Genomic DNA, 16,713 nt, shown 5'->3' with positions numbered 1-16,713 from the left:
CAGGGTGTCCGTTGTGTCCCAGGCCACACCTCATCAGACCCGGGGGTGCGCTGACAAGGGCCGACGGCAAATTGGTTTAGACCTGTCGGGTGCCGAGTGGTGCGCTGTACGACACCCCTTCCCACGGGCCCCGGAGCAAGCCGGTTCAAGGGGTGTAACGCCTCTCACATCGGGACGTGCCGCCTCACGTCGCCAGGTCCACGGCCCGGACCCGGTCGAACACCCTCTGCCCGTCCCGCTCGGTGAGCAGATACGCCTGCGCCTCACCCACGTGGAAGTACAGGCCGTGCAGTTCCAGGAGCTCGTCCTTCAGGGCGCGGGCCACCGATTCATGGGCGCGCAGATGCTCCAGCTGCTGCACCACGTTCACCAGGCAGAGCTCCTCGGCCGCGTCGGCGACCGCCCTCCCGGTCAGCCGCGGCGGGGGCCCGCCCGGGTCGCCCAGGCGCTCGAGGCTCGGCCGCCCGTGCCGCAGCCAGCGTCTCAGCGATGTCCGGGCGCCGCCCGGTTCGGCGTCGAGCAGTGCCTGCATCGCACCGCACCCCGAGTGCCCGCACACCGTGATCGAACGCACCGCCAGGACGTCCACGGCGTACTCGATGGCGGCCGCCACCGAGTCGTCGCCGCTCTCCGCGCCCGGCGGGGGCACCAGATTGCCGACGTTGCGCACCACGAACAGGTCTCCCGGGCCACTCGACGTGATCATGGAGGTGACCACCCGTGAGTCGGCGCAGGTCAGGAACAGCTGGGTCGGCCGCTGTCCCTCGCGCGCCAGCCGGGCCAGCTCGCCGCGCACCAGGGGGGCGGTGTGGCTCTGGAACGCGCTGATGCCGCGCACCAGTTGGCTGCCCCCACTGCCGTCCTGTTCCGGCTCGGCCCCGCCGGCCTGGTCCGCGCGGGCCGTTCGTCCCGCGGCTTTCCCTCCTTCCTCCCCTTCCTCGCTGTCGGCCGTGTCCGGCCGCCGGCCGCCGTCCGGGAGGGACCGCGGGCGTTCGCACTGGTGGTTGCGCCAGGCGGTCCAGGGCCGGCAGCGGCAGCCGGAGCCGGACGCTTCGGCCTCCTCGGGCCCGTCGGCCGGATGCCCGGAGGTGAGGACGGCGGGTTCGGCGATCCGGACGCCGGCGCGGCGTCCGGTGATCTCCACGGTGCCGCCCCGCGCGGTGTGCGCGCTTTGCCAGTCCTGCAGCGTCTCGTACGCCGCGTGGTCCATGAAGGAGCCGTCCAGCGCCACCACGGCGGGAGCCCCCTGGGGGACGAGATGCAGCGCGCGGCTGAGCCGGGGCACCGCGAGGAACGTCAACTGCCCGCGCACATGTACGTGATGGATTCCTTCCGCCACCTGGTGGGTGATACGGGTGCGGGTGAGGCGGTGCAGGGCCACACCGACGGCCACGGCGATGCCCAGGGCCACGCCCTCCAGGACGCCGAGGGACACGACGCCGAGGGTGGTCACGGCGTAGACGAGGACTTCCCGGTGGCGGGTCACCGTGCGGATGTGGTGCAGGGACACCATCTGGATGCCGACGGCCATCACCAGGGCGGCGAGTGAGGCGAGCGGGATGAACTCCAGGAGCGGGACCATCAGCAGCGCGGCGGCCACGACGAGAACGCCGTGCAGCATCGTGGAGTTCCGGCTCACGGCGCCCGCGCGCACATTCGCGCAGCTGCGTACGGCGACCCCGGCGACGGGCAGTCCGCCGAGCGAGCCGGAGACGACGTTGGCCGCGCCCTGCCCGAGCAGTTCGCGGTCCAGGTCGGACCGGCCGACGTGGCTCGGGCCGGGGCGGGCGGACACCAGTTTGTCCACGGCCACCGCGCCGAGCAGTGACTGCACGCTGCAGACCAGCGTGGTGGTGAGCACGGCGGCCACGAGGCCGAGTACGGGGCCCTCGGGGAATCCGGCCAGGGCGTGGTTGCGCCAGGACGGCAGGTCCACCTTGGGCAGGACGAGGCCGGCGGAGGCGGCGATCGCGGTGGCTCCGGCGACGGCGACGAGCGGGGCGGGAACCGCACGCAGCAGGCGGCCGGTCCGGCCGGGGAGCCGCGGCCAGAGCAGCAGCAGGGTGAGGGTGAGCACGCTCACCGAGAGGGCTGCGGGGTGCAGCTGCGCCAACTGGGCGGGCAGGGCGCGGAGGTTGTCGGGGACGGAGCTCTGCGGGGTGCCGCCGAGGACGATGTGGAGCTGGGCGACGGCGATGGTGACGCCGATGCCGGCCAGCATGCCGTGGACGATCGCGGGGCTCACCGCGAGCGCGCCGCGGGCCACGCGCAGACAGCCGAGGCCGAGCTGGGAGAGGCCGGCGAGGACGGTGACGGCGCAGGTCGTGCGCCATCCGTACTGCTGGATGAGGTCGGCGGTGACGACGGTGAGTCCCGCGGCCGGACCGCTGACCTGGAGCGGACAGCCGCCGATCCGCCCGGCGACGACTCCGCCGACGGCGGCGGCGACCAGGCCGGCCTGGAGCGGAGCGCCGGTGGCGAGGGCGATGCCGAGGGAGAGGGGGAGGGCGATCAGGAAGACGGCGACCGCGGCGGAGACGTCGGCGCCCGCGACACGCGGCCCCCGGGCGCGCCGCGGCGGGCTGTGGGGCGGGTGCGCGCGCTCGGTGTGGCCCGCATCGGCGGCACGGGCGGGGACGCAGGCTGACATGGTGTCCCGTCTCCTTCGGGTCTGTGCGGTCGCGTGAGGGGGTGGCCCGCTCGGTGGCTGGGCGGTCGCGGCCGTGGGGGCACGGCCCCAGAACGGCGGGATGAGCACGTTCAGTAAACGGATCGTAATTCGAAGTAAAGGGCTGGCATAGACTTTCCGGGCAAACGGTCGAAGTAATCACTCCAGCGAGTGAAGTGGGTATTTCATCGGCTTGTCGTATTAATTCCTTCTCTGTTCCCGTGCGACGTTGGCGGCGCCGTCGGAAAGGACCGGCACAGCACCCGGCATCGCCTCATCGAGTCCGGCCCGAGAGAAGGAAGAAGGTGGGCGGATGGCCGCCACCCACAGGATCGCCGCGGGCACCGTGATCGCCGCTGTCTGCGCAGCCTCGCTCTCCGCCTGCGGGGCAGGAGCCGACACCAGCGGCGAGAAGGAGAAGGCCCAGCCTGCCCCCGCGCCGAAGAACGTCCTCCGGCTGATCGGGGACGGCTCCACCGCCTATACCGGAGCCCAGCCGCACCTGCCGCGGCCCGAGCGGCTGAAGCCCGGTGAGAAGCCCCCGCAGTTCGTCGTCTTCTCCTGGGACGGTGCGGGGGAGGACGGCCAGAAGCTCTTCTCCCACTTCCGCAAGGTCGCCAAGCGGAACGACGCGACCATGACGTACTTCCTGAGCGGCGTCTACATGCTTCCGGAGGAGAAGCGGGAGCTGTACGAGCCGCCGCAGCACTCCCCGGGACGTTCCGACATCGGTTTCAACGATCAGGAGGGCATCGCCGACACCGTGAAGCAGCTGCGGCTGGCCTGGCTCGAGGGCAACGAGATCGGCACCCACTTCAACGGCCACTTCTGCGGCGCCGACGGCGGGGTCGGCGACTGGTCGGTGGCGGACTGGAAGGACGAGATCGCGCAGGCCAAGCGCTTCGTGCAGACCTGGAAGACCAACACCGGCATGAAGGAGGCGGCCCCGCTGCCCTTCGACTACGACAAGGAACTCATCGGCGCCCGCACCCCGTGTCTGGAGGGGCGGGAGAACTTCATGAAGGCCGCCCGCGACCTCGGCTTCCGCTACGACACCAGCGGGGTCAACAACCAGGTGTGGCCGAAGAAGAAGCAGGGGCTGTGGGACCTGTCGATGCAGCTGGTGCCCTTCCCCGGGCACTCCTTCGAACAGCTCACCATGGACTACAACTTCATGGTCAACCAGTCCGGCACCGCCACCCAGGGCGACCCCGCCAAACACGAGTACTGGGGCGACCAGATGCGCGACGGCCTGCTCCAGGGCTTCGCACGGGCCTACAAGGGCAACCGGGCGCCCCTGATCATCGGCAACCACTTCGAGTCCTGGAACGGCGGCACGTACATGCGAGCCGTCGAGGAGGTCATCGAGACGGTCTGCCCCAAGGCGGACGTCCGCTGTGTCTCCTTCCGGCAGCTCGCGGACTGGCTGGACGCCCAGGAACCGGCCGTCCTGAAGAAGCTGCGCTCGCTGGACGTCGGCGAGGCCCCGGCGAAGGGCTGGAAGTCCTTCCTGGCCGGGGGCCCCGCTCCGGCCCCCAAGGGAGCGCCCGGCTCCCCGGCGGCGAAGGGGTGAGCGTCAGGCGGACGCGGTGACGGTCGCGCCCAGCACGAAACCGGGGTCGACCTGGGCCGCCAGGTCGGCCCCCGTCCGCTCGTTCCCCCACGACCGGGCGTTCTTCAGATGGAAGTGCACCATCTGGCGGGTGTAGCGCTCCGGGTCGCGCCGTTCGTACGTCGCGTCGACGGCCGACTTCAGCAGGTGCAGAGCGTCCCGGTTGGCTTCCTCCAGGAGGCCGAACCGGGGCGGCCGGCCCTTCTCCAGGGACCGGACCCAGTCCGAGTGCCCTACCGTCACCAGCAGGTCGTCCCCGACCTCCGCGCGCAGGAAGTCGAGATCGTCCGGGCCCTGCACCTTGTTGCCGACGACCTTCAGGACGACCTCGAAGTCGCGGGCGTACTCCTTGTACTGGCGATAGACGGAGACCCCCTTCCGGGTCGGCTCGACCACGAGGAACGTGATGTCGAAGCGGGTGAACATGCCGGAGGCGAAGGAGTCGGAGCCGGCGGTCATGTCGACGACGACGTACTCGCCGGGGCCGTCGACCAGGTGGTTCAGGCACAGCTCCACCGCTCCGGTCTTGGAGTGGTAGCAGGCGACCCCCAGGTCGGCGTCGGTGAAGGGGCCGGTGACCATCAAACGGACCGCTCCACCGTCGAGTTCCACCGGACGGGCGCAGGCGGCGTAGACCGGATTGTCCTCGCACACCCGGAGCAGCCGGGACCCCTCGCCCGGGGGCGTCGTCTTGATCATCGTCTCGGCGGAGGCGATGCGGGGGTTGCTGCCCCGCAGGTACTCCTTGATCAGGGGAAGGTGGTCGCCCATCGCCGGCAGACCGGCGGCCACCGTCTCGTCCAGGCCCAGCGCGGCCCCGAGATGCTGGTTGATGTCGGCGTCGACCGCGATCACCGGGGCACCGCAGGCCGCGAGATGACGGATGAACAGGGAGGACAGGGTCGTCTTTCCGCTGCCGCCCTTTCCCACGAAAGCAGTTTTCATGTTCACCAACAGTAAGGGAAGGATAGCGCTGAGTAATAGTCGGGCGTGAAGAAGACCACTCCATCGTGGGGCGGGCGTCCGGGGTGCGTAGGGTCGTACTCATGAGTACGACAGGCGCGACCGCCGATCCGCTCGCGGCCCTGGGCGCCCTGCCCGGTGTGGCCGGTTCCGTGGAGACCGTGCGCAAGGCCGTGGACCGGGTCTACGGCCACCGGGTCATGCGGCGGCGCAGCAACGAGATCACCTCCGAGGCGGCGCTGCGCGGCGCCCGTGGCTCGGCCGCGCTGTCCGGCGCGGACTGGGCCCTCGAGGAGGTGCGCCGGCGCAGTGACTTCAGCGGGGACGACGAGGCGCGCACCGTGGGCGCGGCCCTGCGCCTGACCGCCGAGGCGGGCCAGCTGCTGTCCATCTGGCGGCAGTCGCCGCTGCGTGTGCTGGCCCGGCTGCATCTGGTCGCGGCGGCCGGCAAGGCCGAGCAGGTCGGACGGCCCCGGCAGGAGGGTGAACCGGTCGACGAGCCCCTGGCCGGGCTCTCCCTGCCCGGGGCGGCGGAGGCGCACGGCCGGCTGGAGGGGCTGGCCGGGCTGATCGTCGCGGGCAGCTCGGCACCGGCGCTGGTGACGGCCGCCGTGGTGCACGGAGAACTCCTCGCGCTGCGCCCCTTCACCTCCCACAACGGGCTGGTCGCGCGCACCGCCGAACGCATCGTCCTGATCGGCAGCGGGCTGGACCCCAAGTCGGTCTGCCCCGCCGAGGTCGGACACGCCGAGCTGGGGCGCGAGGCCTACCTGGAGGCGCTGGAGGGCTATGTCTCCGGCACTCCGGAGGGAGTGGCCGCCTGGATCGCCCACTGCGGGCGCGCGGTCGAGCTCGGAGCCCGCGAGTCGACCGCGGTCTGCGAGGCTCTTCAGCGCGGGGCGGCGTGAACGGAACGGTGTGAAAAGGCCCCATTCGGGGCCGCACAGAGATGCGGCGGTACGAATACTCGTACCGCCGCTGGCATGTCCACCGGGTTACCAAGCGTCCTCGAAATATGCCCATCAGGCCGGGAACTTTGCCCGTCACCTGGTGCGGCTGGCCCGTAATCGACGGGTCGACGTCGCGTGGGTGCCCGGTTTTCATGCTCGGTCCGTGGGGCCAGATGCGTTGTAAAGGTGATCCTCTCGGATGTCCTTGGTCTCGCGGGCCGTTAACTCCTTTGTACTCCGTGTTCCCGGCACACGGAAGTCCTGGGCCCGCCCTCTTTACTTTTGAATTCAATTACATGCTCGTCGGGTGCCGTTATCGCGAACGCGCCGGGCCGCCGCCCGGCGCGGGCCGCGCGCGGCGGTGCGCCGGCCCGCGCCGGGCGGCGGCTCAGGCCGCCGAGGCGCGGCGCCTGCTGGCGTACCAGACGAGGCCCGCGGTGGCCGCCGCGGCCCCTATGGCGGCCGCCGCGACCAGGGCCGGGCGCGGCGGTACGGAGAGCGCGGGCAGGCGCTGCTTGAGCCGGACCGGACGGTGGAAGTCGAGGATCGGCCACTGGCGCGCGAGGGCCTCGCGGCGCAGCGCCCGGTCCGGGTTCACCGCGTGCGGACGACCCACGGCCTCCAGCATCGGCACATCGGTCACCGAATCGCTGTAGGCGTAACAACGGGCCAGGTCGTAGCCCTCGGAGGCGGCCAGTTCCCGGATCGCCTCGGCCTTGGTCGGGCCGTACGCGTAGTACTCCACCTCGCCGGTGAAACACCCGTCGTCGCCGACGACCATACGGGTGGCCACGACCCGGTCGGCGCCCAGGAGCTCGCCGATCGGTTCGACGACCTCGGCGCCGGAGGTGGAGACGATCACCACGTCGCGTCCGGCGGTGTGGTGCCGCTCGATGAGCGTGGCGGCCTCGTCGTAGATGATCGGGTCGATCAGGTCGTGCAGGGTCTCGGCGACGATCTCCTTGACCTGCTGGACGTTCCAGCCTCGGCACAGGGCGGACAGATACTTGCGCATCCGCTCCATCTGGTCGTGATCGGCGCCGCCGGCGAGGAACACGAACTGGGCGTACGCGGTGCGCAGGACCGCCCTGCGGTTGATCAGACCGCCTTGGTAGAACGACTTGCTGAACGTGAGTGTGCTCGACTTCGCAATGACCGTCTTGTCCAGGTCAAAGAAGGCGGCTGTGCGGGGCAAGGAGTGGTTTTCCACAGCGTCGAGCATAGGCGCAGCCCATTCGGCGTAAGGTGGGGCGCGTGGGTTTGCCTGAGAGGGCTCTCGGGTACACCATGGAAGTCACGGATCGTTCGCGACCGTGTCTAACCCGGTCCGACTCCTCCCCCCCCCGAGTCGGCCGTGGGGACGACCCCCGCTCTCCCCCCCGGCGGGGGTCGTCGCATGTCCGGACGCTTTTTTCTGTTCCGCTCCCTGCTGATGGTGCCGTGGTGAGGGCGGGAGAGAAGTTCTTGTCATGCGCATGAATGGTTACCGCGGGTAGTCGTGGGGCTGCTCTGTGGAGCTCGCGCACAGGGCTCCCAGGACTCACCGGTATGAGTGACCGCGATATTCACAGCCGTCGGTTCGTCCACAGTTTTCCACCAAGATCCACACGTTTTTCCGGATCGCTGCACCGTGATTCCAACGCGACCCGCTCGCCGCGAGTTCTGTCCCGGTTCCGATTGCCGGGTCGCGTTCGGCCGGTTTCCTCCGGCCGTTCACCGAAGGCCGCTCGCCCCCGTTCCCGGCACGTCGTGGGAGCGGGGGGCCGCAAGGGCCGTACGAGAAAGCAGCGAAGGGGGACGAACATGAACGGAACCATCACGCACGATCCGCCGCCCGCCTCCGGAGGAGGCAGGCCGGGCGCACCTCTGATCGTCACCGAGGACGCCGGACTCCTCGACGACCTGTTGCGTCTGTGCGCGGCGGCCGGCGCCACCCCCGAGGTCCATCACGGGGTGCCCGAGCCGAGGGACGGCTGGGAGACGGCTCCGCTCGTCCTGGTCGGCGACGACGCCGCCCGGCGGGTGCGCGGGGCGGCACGCCGGCCGGGCGTGGTGCTGGTCGGCCGTGACCAGGACGACCCCGGAGTCTGGCGGCGGGCCGTCGAGATCGGCGCCGACCATGTGCTGATGCTGCCCGACGGCGAGCAGTGGCTGGTCGACCGCATCGCCGACGTGGCCGAAGGCGTCGGCCGGCCCGCCCTGACCGTCGGCGTCATCGGCGGCCGGGGCGGCGCGGGAGCGTCCACCCTCGCGTGCGCGCTCGCCGTCACCTCCGCGCGGGAGGGACTGCGCACACTCCTCGTTGACGCCGATCCCCTGGGCGGCGGGCTCGACGTGGCCCTCGGCGGGGAAGCGGCCAAAGGACTGCGCTGGCCCGCGTTCGCCGCGTCCCGCGGGCGGGTCGGCGGCACCGCCCTGGAGGAGTCCCTGCCGGAACTGCACTCGCTGCGGGTGCTCAGCTGGGACCGCAGCGACTGCCTCGCGGTACCGCCCCCGGCCGTACGGGCGGTGCTCGCCGCCGCCCGGCGCGGCGGCGGCACCGTCGTGGTGGACCTGCCGCGCCGCGTGGACGACGGTGTCGCCGAGGTCCTCGCCCAGCTCGACCTCGGTCTCCTCGTGGTCCCCGCGGAACTGCGCGCCGTCGCCGCGGCGGGCCGCGTCGCCTCCGCCGTCAGCATGGTCCTGCGCGATCTGCGGGCCGCCGTACGCGGTCCGTACGCGCCCGGCCTGGACGACCGGGAGGTGGCCCGGCTGCTCGGACTGCCCCTCGCCGGGGACCTGCCCGTCGAGCCCGCGCTGCGCCGTCCCCAGGATGCGGGACGACCGCCCGGCGCCTCCGGCAAGGGGCCGCTGGCCCGCTTCTGCAAGGAGTTCTGGGAGCGCGCGCTGGTGGAGGCGAGGGCGGCATGAACGGTCCGGTGACGAGCGGCGCGGGCATGCCCCCGGACCTGCTCGACGGGGTGCGGCGGCGGCTGGCCGAGAGCGGGGCCGAGCCGACGCCCGCGCGCGTGGCGCAGGCGCTGCGGGACCAGGGGCGGGTACTCGGGGACGCCGAAGTCCTGGGAGCCGCCGAGCGGTTGCGGTCCGAGCTGGTCGGCAGCGGACCGCTGGAGGGGCTGCTGGCCGACCCCTCGGTGACCGACGTCCTGGTGTCGGCGCCCGACCGGGTCTGGGTGGACCGGGGCGGCGGGCTGGAGCTCACCGGGATCTCCTTCCCGGAGGAGACGGCCGTCCGGCGCCTGGCCCAGCGGCTCGCCGCCGTGGCCGGCCGGCGCCTGGACGACGCCCGCCCCTGGGTGGACGCCCGGCTGCCGGACGGGACACGGCTGCACGCGGTCCTGCCCCCGGTGGCGGTCGGCGGAACCTGCCTGTCGCTCCGGGTCGTGCGGCCTCGGGCCTTCACGCTCGAGGAGCTGACGGCGGCCGGGACCGTGCCGCCGGGCGGGGACCGCGTCCTGCGGGCGCTGCTGGACGCACGGCTGTCGTTCCTGGTCAGCGGGGGCACCGGCAGCGGCAAGACCACCCTGCTGAGCGCACTGCTGGGCCTGGTCGGCCCGGACGAACGCGTCGTCCTCGCGGAGGACTCGGCGGAACTGCGGCCCGAGCACCCGCACGTCGTACGCCTGGAGACGCGGCCCGCCAACCAGGAGGGCGCGGGCCTCGTCACCCTCGAGGACCTGGTGCGCCAGGCGCTGCGGATGCGGCCGGACCGGCTGGTCGTGGGAGAGGTGCGCGGCCCTGAGGTGGTCCATCTGCTGGCCGCCCTGAACACGGGCCACGAAGGCGGCTCGTGCACTGTCCATGCCAATGCGGCGGCGGATGTGCCGGCCCGGCTGGAAGCGCTCGGCACGGCCGCCGGACTCGACCGCTTCGCCCTGCACAGCCAGCTGGCCGCCGCCCTCTCGGTGGTGCTCCACCTCGTACGCGACCGCGGCGGGCGGCGGCGGATCGCGGAGGTGCATGTTCTGGAGCGGGACCCCTCGGGGCTGGTGCGGACGGTGCCGGCGCTGCGCTGGGGACCGGCGGCGTTCCTTCCCGAGCCGGGATGGGAGCGGCTGCGGGAGCTGCTCAGGGGTGCCCGTGCGGGTGACGGACGGCGGGAGAGGACCGGGGGATGAACGGCATGACCGGGATGTCGACGGCCGCGGCCGCGGCCTGTCTGGGAGCCGCGGCGCTGGTGCTCGGCGGCGGGAGCGCGGGGGCCGGGCGGCCCCGGCTGCTGCTGGCCGGTGGGGGCGCCGTGGAGAGCGGGCCGCCGGGCCGGGCCAGGGCGCTCCGTGCCTGGGCGCGGATCCGCGGCCGGTGGCGCGCCGAGTGGTGGTCGATGGCCGTGGGGCTGGTGCTGGCGGCGCTGGGTGCGTCGGTGCTGCCGGTCGTCGCGGGGGCGGCCGGCGTGCCCCTGCTGCGGCGGGTGCGGCGCGCCGCGGCGCAGCGCCGGGCTGGGGAGCGGCGTGCGGAAGCGGTGATCGCGTTGTGCGGGGCGCTCGCCGGTGAGGTGCGCGCCGGGCGGCAGCCGGGCGAGGCGCTGCTGCCGGCCGCGCGGGACTCCGGCGGGCTCGGCGATCTGCACGCCGCCGTGCTGGCGGCGGCGCGGTTCGGCGGGGACGTCCCCGACGCGCTCGCGGCGGCGGCACGGCAGCCGGGCGCCGAAGGGCTGCGAGGGCTCGCCGCGTGCTGGCGGGTGGCGGTGGACCAGGGGGCCGGCCTCGCGGCGGGACTCGACCGGCTGGGTGCGGCGCTGCGGGCCGAACGGGATCAGCGGGCCGACCTGCGCGCCCAGTTGGCCGGTGCCCGCGCCACGGCGGTGATGCTCGCCGGGCTCCCCGTCGTGGGTCTGGCACTGGGCGCGGCGCTCGGCGCCGACCCGCTGCACATCCTGTTGCACACCGCGTCGGGGCTGGTCTGTCTGGCGGCGGGCGGAGTGCTGGAGGGGCTGGGGCTGTGGTGGGCGCTGCGCATCATGCGGGGTGCTGAGGAGGGGACGGCGTGAACGCGGACGTTGTCCACAGGCTGGGGGTGGTCGTGGGGACCGTACCGGCGCTCGTCTGGCTGGCGGCCCGGTGGGACCGCACGCGGCGCGAGCGGAGAGTACGGCGGCGACTGACCGGTCTGCTCGCTCCGGAACGCGCGTCGCCCTCCGCCCGCCGCGGGCTGACGCGAGCCGCGCGGAGGTGGCTGCCCCACATCGGCGTGGTCTGTGCCGGCTGGGCGCTGGTGGGCGGGCCTGCCGGGGTGGTGGCCGGGCTGGCCGCGGCGGCCGGGCTGTGGCGGTGGCGGCTGCGGCAGACGGCGGCAGCGCAGAGGCGCGGTCCGGACACCGCGCGAGCGGCACGGCAACTCCCCCTGGCGGCCGACCTGCTGTCCGCCTGCATCGCGGCGGGCGCCGGGCCGGTCCTGGCGGCACAGGCCGTCGGGGAGACCTTGGGCGGGCCGGTCGGCGACGCCCTGGCGCGGGGCGCGGCTGAGGTGCGGCTCGGCGGGGAACCGGGAGCGGCCTGGCACCGGTTGGCGTCGCTGCCGGGGGCTCTGCCGCTGGCCCGGCTGCTCGAACGGGCCGACACGTCCGGGCTTCCCCTCGCCACGCCCGTGGGCCGGCTGGCCGCCGAGGCCCGAACGGAGTGGACCCGAGCAGCGACCGCACGGGCCCGGAAAGCGGCCGTCCTGATCAGCGCACCCGTGGGGCTGTGTTTCCTGCCCGCGTTCATCGCGGTCGGCGTCCTGCCCGTGGTGATCGGCCTCGCGGGCGGAGTGCTGGGAGGAGGTGGTCGATGACGGACCCACCGGACGGACAGCGGGACACGGAAGATCGATGCGAGTTTCTCCTCACGGGGGTTGAGATGTATCAGGCGGTACGGGCACGGCTGCGTGCCCTGGTGTGCAAGGGGCGTGCGACACGGAGGGACGCCGGAATGGTGACTTCGGAGTACGCCATGGGAATCGTGGCGGCCGTGGCGTTCTCCGTCGTGCTCTACAAGGTCGTCAACAGCGGTCCGGTCAGCACGGCGCTGCGCAACATCGTGCAGCAGGCACTCGATGGCCGGATGTGAGCGCCGGGCCGACCGCGGGTTCGTGACGGCGGAGGCGGCCCTGGTGCTGCCCGTCCTGGTGATGTTCGCGACGGCGCTGGTCTGGGGCCTGCTGGTGGTGGCCGCGCAGATCCAGTGCGTGGACGCGGCGTACACGGGCGCTCGCGCGGCGGCCCGTCAGGATCCGCCCGACGCGGTCGTGGAGGTGACCCGCGCGGCGGCGCCGCCCGGGGCCCGCATCACTGTGCGCCGGGAGGCGGAGCGGGTCCGGGTGGTCGTCGAGGCCAGGCCGCCGGTGCTGCACGGGTTGCCGTTCGACCTGCGGGAGGAGGCCGTGGCGGCGGCGGAGGACACGGTGGGAGCGGGAACGTGAGGGCGGTCCGGAACGGCGGTGTGCGGTGGCGGGCGGACGACCGGGACGATCGGGACGGGCGCAGGCGCGCACGGTGCTCCGATCAGGGGTCGGCGAGCGTCTGGAGCGTCGGGGCCATCGCCGTGCTGTGTGTGGTGTTCGGCATCGTTCTCACCCTGGGACACGTCGTCGTGGTCCGGCACCGGGCCGCCGGTGGCGCCGACATGGCGGCGCTCGCCGCGGCCGGCCATTGGACACGGGGCGGTGCGGCTGCCTGCGCGCGGGCGGACCGGGTGGCCCGGGAACAGGGCGCACGGCTTGTGCGGTGCGTGCTCACCGGCGAGGTCTCGGACGTGTCGGTGGCGTCGGGCCGGGGCCCGTTCACGGTGGAGGTCAGGGCCCGCGCGGGACCGGCCGCGGGGCCGCAACCCCGACCGGGCGTGCCGGCCCCGCCCTTGGCCGACGCTCGGGTTCCGGCCGACGCTCCGGACCCGGCCGACGCTCCGAATCCGGCCAAGGCCGGTGCTCTGGCTCCGCCCGGTGCTCGGGATCCGGCCATGGTCGGCGCTCTGGCTCCGCAGGGTGCTCGGGATCCGGCCAAGGTCGGCGCTCCGGACCCGCCCGGTGCTCGGGATCCGGCAAAGCCGGCGTTCTGGCTCTGGCTCTGGTCCCGGCCCTGGCGACGCTTCGGCCCCGGCCGGCGCACCGGTCTCGGCCCCGGCTCGTGCTCCGGCCTCGGGCTCCGGCCTCGGGCTCCGGCCTCGTGCTCCGGCCTCGTGCTCCGGCCTCGTGCTCCGGCCTCGGCTTTGGCCTCAACCCCGGCTCGGGCACAGGCCTCAACCCCGGCTCGGGCCCCGGTTCCGGTCGGCGTGGCTCCTGTGTCGGTTGCGCTTCCGGCCGCGGACCCGGCCACGCCTCCGGGCTCGGCTACGCCTCAGTCCGCGGGGCTCGAGTCACCCCTGCACCATCCGCCTCGCGGACCCCGGCGGCACCGTCGGCAGCGCCTGCTCCGTCGGGTCCGCCCGAACCGTGGGCTGTGCCGGCTCCGTCGGTCCCGCCGGCACCGGCCGCGCCTGTTCCCTCGGTCTTGACCGCACCGTCGGCTTCGTCGGCCCCGGCAGCTCCGGCCGCACCGTCGGCTTCGCTCACCCCGTCCGTCCCGCCTGCGCCGTCGGCCTCACTCGGCCCAGAGCCCCCGGTGACGTCCGCCGCCTCGCTCACCCCGGCCGCCCCGGCGGCGGGATCCTCCGTCTCGCCCGGCTTCTCGGCCGGTGCGCCCTCGAGCAGCACCGTCAGGAGGCGTACCGCACCGCGCTTGTGCAGAGGGTCGTTGCCGTTGCCGCACTTGGGGGACTGGATGCAGGAGGGGCACCCGGCGTCGCACTCGCAGGAGGCGATGGCCTGGCGGGTGGCCGTGAGCCAGGCGCGGGCGGTGTGGAAGGCGCGTTCGGCGAAGCCCGCGCCGCCCGGGTGGCCGTCGTAGACGAAGACCGTGGGCAGCAGGGTGTCGGGGTGGAGCGGGATCGAGACGCCGCCGATGTCCCAGCGGTCGCAGGTCGCGAAGAGCGGAAGCATGCCGATCGAGGCGTGTTCGGCGGCGTGCAGGGCACCGCCGAGGATCTCCGGACCGATCCGGGCCCGGTCCAGCTGGTCCTCGGTGACGGTCCACCACACCGCGCGGGTGCGCAGCGTACGAGGAGGGAGGTCGAGCTTCGTCTCGCCGAGCACTTCGCCGGTGATCTGACGCCGGCGCAGGAAGGAGACCACCTGGTTGGTGACCTCGACGGAGCCGTAGCACAGGCGGCCGTCGCCCCACGGGATCTCGGTGTCCGTCTCCAGCACGGAGATCGACGTGGTGTCCCGGGCCACCGTCGTGTAGGTCGGGCTCGCCTGCTCGACCAGGGCGACGGAGTCCTCCAGGTCCAGGGAGCGCACGAGATAGCTGAGGCCCTGGTGCAGATGGACCGCGCCCTCGTGGACGCTGGTGTGCGCGGCGCCCGCGTCGACCGTGCCGAGCAGTCTGCCCGTACCGGCCTCGACGACCTGCACCGGCCGGCCGCCCTCGCCGCGGATGTCGGTCAGATCGGCGGCCCGTTCGCGGCGGGTCCAGTGCCAGGCCCTGGTCCGCCGGCGCAGCAGCTTCGCCGCCTCCAGCTGCGGGAGCAGCTCTTCGGTGGCCGGGCCGAACAGGGCCAGGTCGTCCTCGGTCAGGGGGAGTTCCTCGGCCGCGGCGCACAGGTGCGGGGCGAGCACGTAGGGGTTGTCGGGGTCGAGGACGGTGGACTCCACGGGCCGGTCGAAGAGGGCCTCGGGGTGATGGACGAGGAAGGTGTCCAGGGGGTCGTCGCGGGCGACCAGGACGGCGAGGGCACCCTGCCCGGAGCGTCCCGCGCGCCCGGCCTGCTGCCACAGGGACGCCCGGGTCCCCGGATAGCCGGCGATGACCACCGCGTCCAGGCCGGAGATGTCCACCCCGAGCTCCAGTGCGTTCGTGGCGGCGAGGCCGAGGAGTTCGCCGGAGTACAGGGCGCGTTCGAGAGCACGGCGTTCCTCGGGGAGGTAGCCGCCCCGGTAGGCCGCGACACGCCGGGCCAGCGAGCGGTCGACCTCGGCGAGGCGCTCCTGGGCGATCACCGAGATGAGCTCGGCGCCCCGCCGGGAGCGCACGAAGGCGACCGAGCGGACGCCCTGCACGGTGAGGTCGGTGAGCAGGTCGGCCGCCTCGGCGGTGGCCGTACGGCGGACGGGGGCGCCCTTCTCGCCGTGCAGCTCGGTCAGCGGCGGCTCCCAGAGGGCGAACACCAGTTCACCGCGCGGTGAGGCGTCGTCGGCCACCTCGACCACCGGCAGGCCCGTGAGCCGGCGGGCGGCGGCCGCGGGCTCGGCGGCGGTCGCGGAGGCCAGCAGGAAGGCGGGCGAGGCACCGTAGCGCGCGCACAGGCGGCGCAGGCGGCGCAGCACCTGGGCGACGTGCGAGCCGAACACCCCCCGGTAGGTGTGGCACTCGTCGATGACGACGTACTTCAGCGACTTCAGGAAGGAGGACCAGCGGGGATGGGACGGCAGGATGCCCCGGTGCAGCATGTCCGGGTTGGTCAGGACGTAGTTGGCGTACTGGCGGATCCACTCGCGTTCCTCGAACGGTGTGTCCCCGTCGTAGACCGCGGGACGCACCGAATGGCCCAGTGGTTGTGAAAGTTCCTTCACGGCCCGGCACTGGTCCGCCGCCAGGGCCTTCGTGGGCGCGAGATACAGGGCGGTCGCCCCGCGGCCGTTCGGGGCCTGCGCGCCGTCCAGGAGGGTGGACAGGACGGGCGTGAGATACGCCAGGGACTTGCCGGACGCCGTACCGGTGGCGACCACGACGGACTCGCCGTCCAGCGCGTGCTCGGCGGCCCGTGCCTGGTGGACCCAGGGACGGTCGATCCCCGCGGAGCGCACGGCGGCCACGACTTCCGTGCGGATCCGGTCCGGCCAGCGGGCATGCCGACCCGCACGTGGGGGCAAGTGCTCCGTATGAGTAATGCGCGAAGCCCGGCTCGGTCCGGACGCGAGCCGGTCCAGGACCACGCCCGGCGCGGTGGTGGAGGGCGTGTCCGTCGGGGGTCGATCGGATCGGTGATTCTTGGCCATCGGCACCGAGTGTGTCACTGGCGTGACGGACAATGGGGCCAAGGCGTCGTGCACGCCTGCCGGTAAGTGATTGAATGCCATCGCGGCTGGCGAACCGTCCCGGGGGCTGAGCCGAGATGCCCCAAGGGCGACCGCTCGATAGCTAGGTGCTGGAGGATCCGTGGACCTGTCCCTGTCGACCGAGACCATGGGCGATCGCACGATCGTCAGGGTCGGTGGCGAAATCGACGTATATACCGCGCCCAAGCTGCGCGAGCAGCTGGTCGAGCTGGTGAATGACGGCAGTTTCCACCTTGTCGTCGACATGGAAGGCGTGGACTTCCTCGACTCCACCGGACTCGGCGTGCTGGTCGGCGGCCTGAAGCGTGTCCGAGCCCATGAGGGCTCACTGCGCCTGGTCTGCAACCAGGAGCGCATCTTGAAGATTTTCCGTATCACCGGCCTCACCAAGGTGTTCCCGATCCACACCTCGGTCGAGGAAGCGGTGGCGGCGACCGACTGACCACCGC

General features: G+C 73.1%; 13 protein-coding genes and 1 pseudogene. 10 read left to right on the top strand and 4 right to left on the bottom strand.

Annotated features, from left to right (window positions below; all coding sequences use genetic code 11):
* Positions 1–184: 184 nt before the first annotated feature.
* Positions 185–2,650, bottom strand: coding sequence for a SulP family inorganic anion transporter (locus AC5L3C_RS16950; RefSeq protein ID WP_493649729.1), 2,466 nt, complete (start codon positions 2,648–2,650; stop codon positions 185–187).
* A 331-nt stretch (positions 2,651–2,981) separates the two neighbouring features.
* Here AC5L3C_RS16950 and AC5L3C_RS16945 point away from each other — a divergent pair, with 331 nt between their 5' ends.
* A complete protein-coding gene (locus AC5L3C_RS16945; RefSeq protein ID WP_493649728.1) occupies positions 2,982–4,241 on the top strand; it encodes a polysaccharide deacetylase family protein in 1,260 nt (419 codons plus the stop codon).
* Between the two features lie 3 nt (positions 4,242–4,244).
* On the opposite strand, the gene AC5L3C_RS16940 is transcribed toward AC5L3C_RS16945, so the two are convergent.
* Positions 4,245–5,225, bottom strand: a complete 981-nt coding sequence (locus tag AC5L3C_RS16940; protein ID WP_493649727.1) for an ATP-binding protein — start codon at positions 5,223–5,225, stop codon at positions 4,245–4,247.
* 101 nt (positions 5,226–5,326) lie between these two features.
* Between AC5L3C_RS16940 and AC5L3C_RS16935 the strand changes: the two genes are divergently transcribed.
* A complete protein-coding gene (locus tag AC5L3C_RS16935; RefSeq protein ID WP_493649726.1) occupies positions 5,327–6,151 on the top strand; it encodes a Fic family protein in 825 nt (274 codons plus the stop codon).
* Between the two features lie 430 nt (positions 6,152–6,581).
* On the opposite strand, the gene AC5L3C_RS16930 is transcribed toward AC5L3C_RS16935, so the two are convergent.
* Positions 6,582–7,415 carry an HAD family hydrolase gene (locus AC5L3C_RS16930; protein WP_125505059.1) on the bottom strand — a complete coding sequence of 278 codons (834 nt, stop codon included), beginning with the start codon at positions 7,413–7,415 and terminating at the stop codon, positions 6,582–6,584.
* A gap of 581 nt (positions 7,416–7,996) precedes the next feature.
* On the opposite strand from AC5L3C_RS16930, the gene ssd reads away from it, so the two are divergent.
* The 7 genes and pseudogenes from ssd to AC5L3C_RS16895 all read left to right on the top strand — a co-directional run.
* Positions 7,997–9,103 (top strand): septum site-determining protein Ssd, encoded by a 1,107-nt coding sequence (gene ssd / locus AC5L3C_RS16925; RefSeq protein ID WP_125505058.1) that lies wholly within the window; start codon positions 7,997–7,999, stop codon positions 9,101–9,103.
* Positions 9,100–10,311 carry a TadA family conjugal transfer-associated ATPase gene (locus AC5L3C_RS16920; RefSeq protein ID WP_493649725.1) on the top strand — a complete coding sequence of 404 codons (1,212 nt, stop codon included), beginning with the start codon at positions 9,100–9,102 and terminating at the stop codon, positions 10,309–10,311. Before ssd ends, AC5L3C_RS16920 begins: the two co-directional genes overlap by 4 nt.
* A gap of 5 nt (positions 10,312–10,316) precedes the next feature.
* Positions 10,317–11,183, top strand: a complete 867-nt coding sequence (locus AC5L3C_RS16915) for a type II secretion system F family protein (RefSeq protein ID WP_493653907.1) — start codon at positions 10,317–10,319, stop codon at positions 11,181–11,183.
* Complete coding sequence (locus AC5L3C_RS16910; protein ID WP_493649724.1) at positions 11,180–11,965, top strand: type II secretion system F family protein; 786 nt, start codon at positions 11,180–11,182, stop codon at positions 11,963–11,965. Before AC5L3C_RS16915 ends, AC5L3C_RS16910 begins: the two co-directional genes overlap by 4 nt.
* A 65-nt stretch (positions 11,966–12,030) precedes the next feature.
* Positions 12,031–12,240, top strand: coding sequence for a DUF4244 domain-containing protein (locus AC5L3C_RS16905; protein WP_493653906.1), 210 nt, complete (start codon positions 12,031–12,033; stop codon positions 12,238–12,240).
* Positions 12,227–12,592, top strand: coding sequence for a TadE family type IV pilus minor pilin (locus AC5L3C_RS16900; protein WP_493649723.1), 366 nt, complete (start codon positions 12,227–12,229; stop codon positions 12,590–12,592). Before AC5L3C_RS16905 ends, AC5L3C_RS16900 begins: the two co-directional genes overlap by 14 nt.
* A gap of 20 nt (positions 12,593–12,612) precedes the next feature.
* Positions 12,613–13,053: pseudogene (locus tag AC5L3C_RS16895) on the top strand (Rv3654c family TadE-like protein); the annotation flags it as partial.
* A gap of 445 nt (positions 13,054–13,498) precedes the next feature.
* Here the strand turns inward: AC5L3C_RS16895 and AC5L3C_RS16890 are convergent.
* Positions 13,499–16,285, bottom strand: a complete 2,787-nt coding sequence (locus AC5L3C_RS16890; protein WP_493649722.1) for a DEAD/DEAH box helicase — start codon at positions 16,283–16,285, stop codon at positions 13,499–13,501.
* A 79-nt stretch (positions 16,286–16,364) separates the two neighbouring features.
* Here AC5L3C_RS16890 and bldG point away from each other — a divergent pair, with 79 nt between their 5' ends.
* A complete protein-coding gene (bldG, locus tag AC5L3C_RS16885; protein ID WP_003991900.1) occupies positions 16,365–16,706 on the top strand; it encodes an anti-sigma factor antagonist BldG in 342 nt (113 codons plus the stop codon).
* Positions 16,707–16,713: the final 7 nt, after the last annotated feature.

It is taken from the genome of Streptomyces speibonae (genome assembly GCF_984686075.1).
This window is presented reverse-complemented; position numbering and strand designations above follow the sequence as displayed.

Bases quoted from the DNA above. Each gene is read 5' to 3' on its own strand.
- AC5L3C_RS16950 (WP_493649729.1), bottom strand. From the start codon at position 2,650: ATGTCAGCCTGCGTCCCCGCCCGTGCCGCCGATGCGGGCCACACCGAG.
- AC5L3C_RS16945 (WP_493649728.1), top strand. From the start codon at position 2,982: ATGGCCGCCACCCACAGGATCGCCGCGGGCACCGTGATCGCCGCTGTC.
- AC5L3C_RS16940 (WP_493649727.1), bottom strand. From the start codon at position 5,225: ATGAAAACTGCTTTCGTGGGAAAGGGCGGCAGCGGAAAGACGACCCTG.
- AC5L3C_RS16935 (WP_493649726.1), top strand. From the start codon at position 5,327: ATGAGTACGACAGGCGCGACCGCCGATCCGCTCGCGGCCCTGGGCGCC.
- AC5L3C_RS16930 (WP_125505059.1), bottom strand. From the start codon at position 7,415: ATGCTCGACGCTGTGGAAAACCACTCCTTGCCCCGCACAGCCGCCTTC.
- ssd (WP_125505058.1), top strand. From the start codon at position 7,997: ATGAACGGAACCATCACGCACGATCCGCCGCCCGCCTCCGGAGGAGGC.
- AC5L3C_RS16920 (WP_493649725.1), top strand. From the start codon at position 9,100: ATGAACGGTCCGGTGACGAGCGGCGCGGGCATGCCCCCGGACCTGCTC.
- AC5L3C_RS16915 (WP_493653907.1), top strand. From the start codon at position 10,317: ATGACCGGGATGTCGACGGCCGCGGCCGCGGCCTGTCTGGGAGCCGCG.
- AC5L3C_RS16905 (WP_493653906.1), top strand. From the start codon at position 12,031: ATGTATCAGGCGGTACGGGCACGGCTGCGTGCCCTGGTGTGCAAGGGG.
- AC5L3C_RS16900 (WP_493649723.1), top strand. From the start codon at position 12,227: ATGGCCGGATGTGAGCGCCGGGCCGACCGCGGGTTCGTGACGGCGGAG.
- AC5L3C_RS16890 (WP_493649722.1), bottom strand. From the start codon at position 16,285: ATGGCATTCAATCACTTACCGGCAGGCGTGCACGACGCCTTGGCCCCA.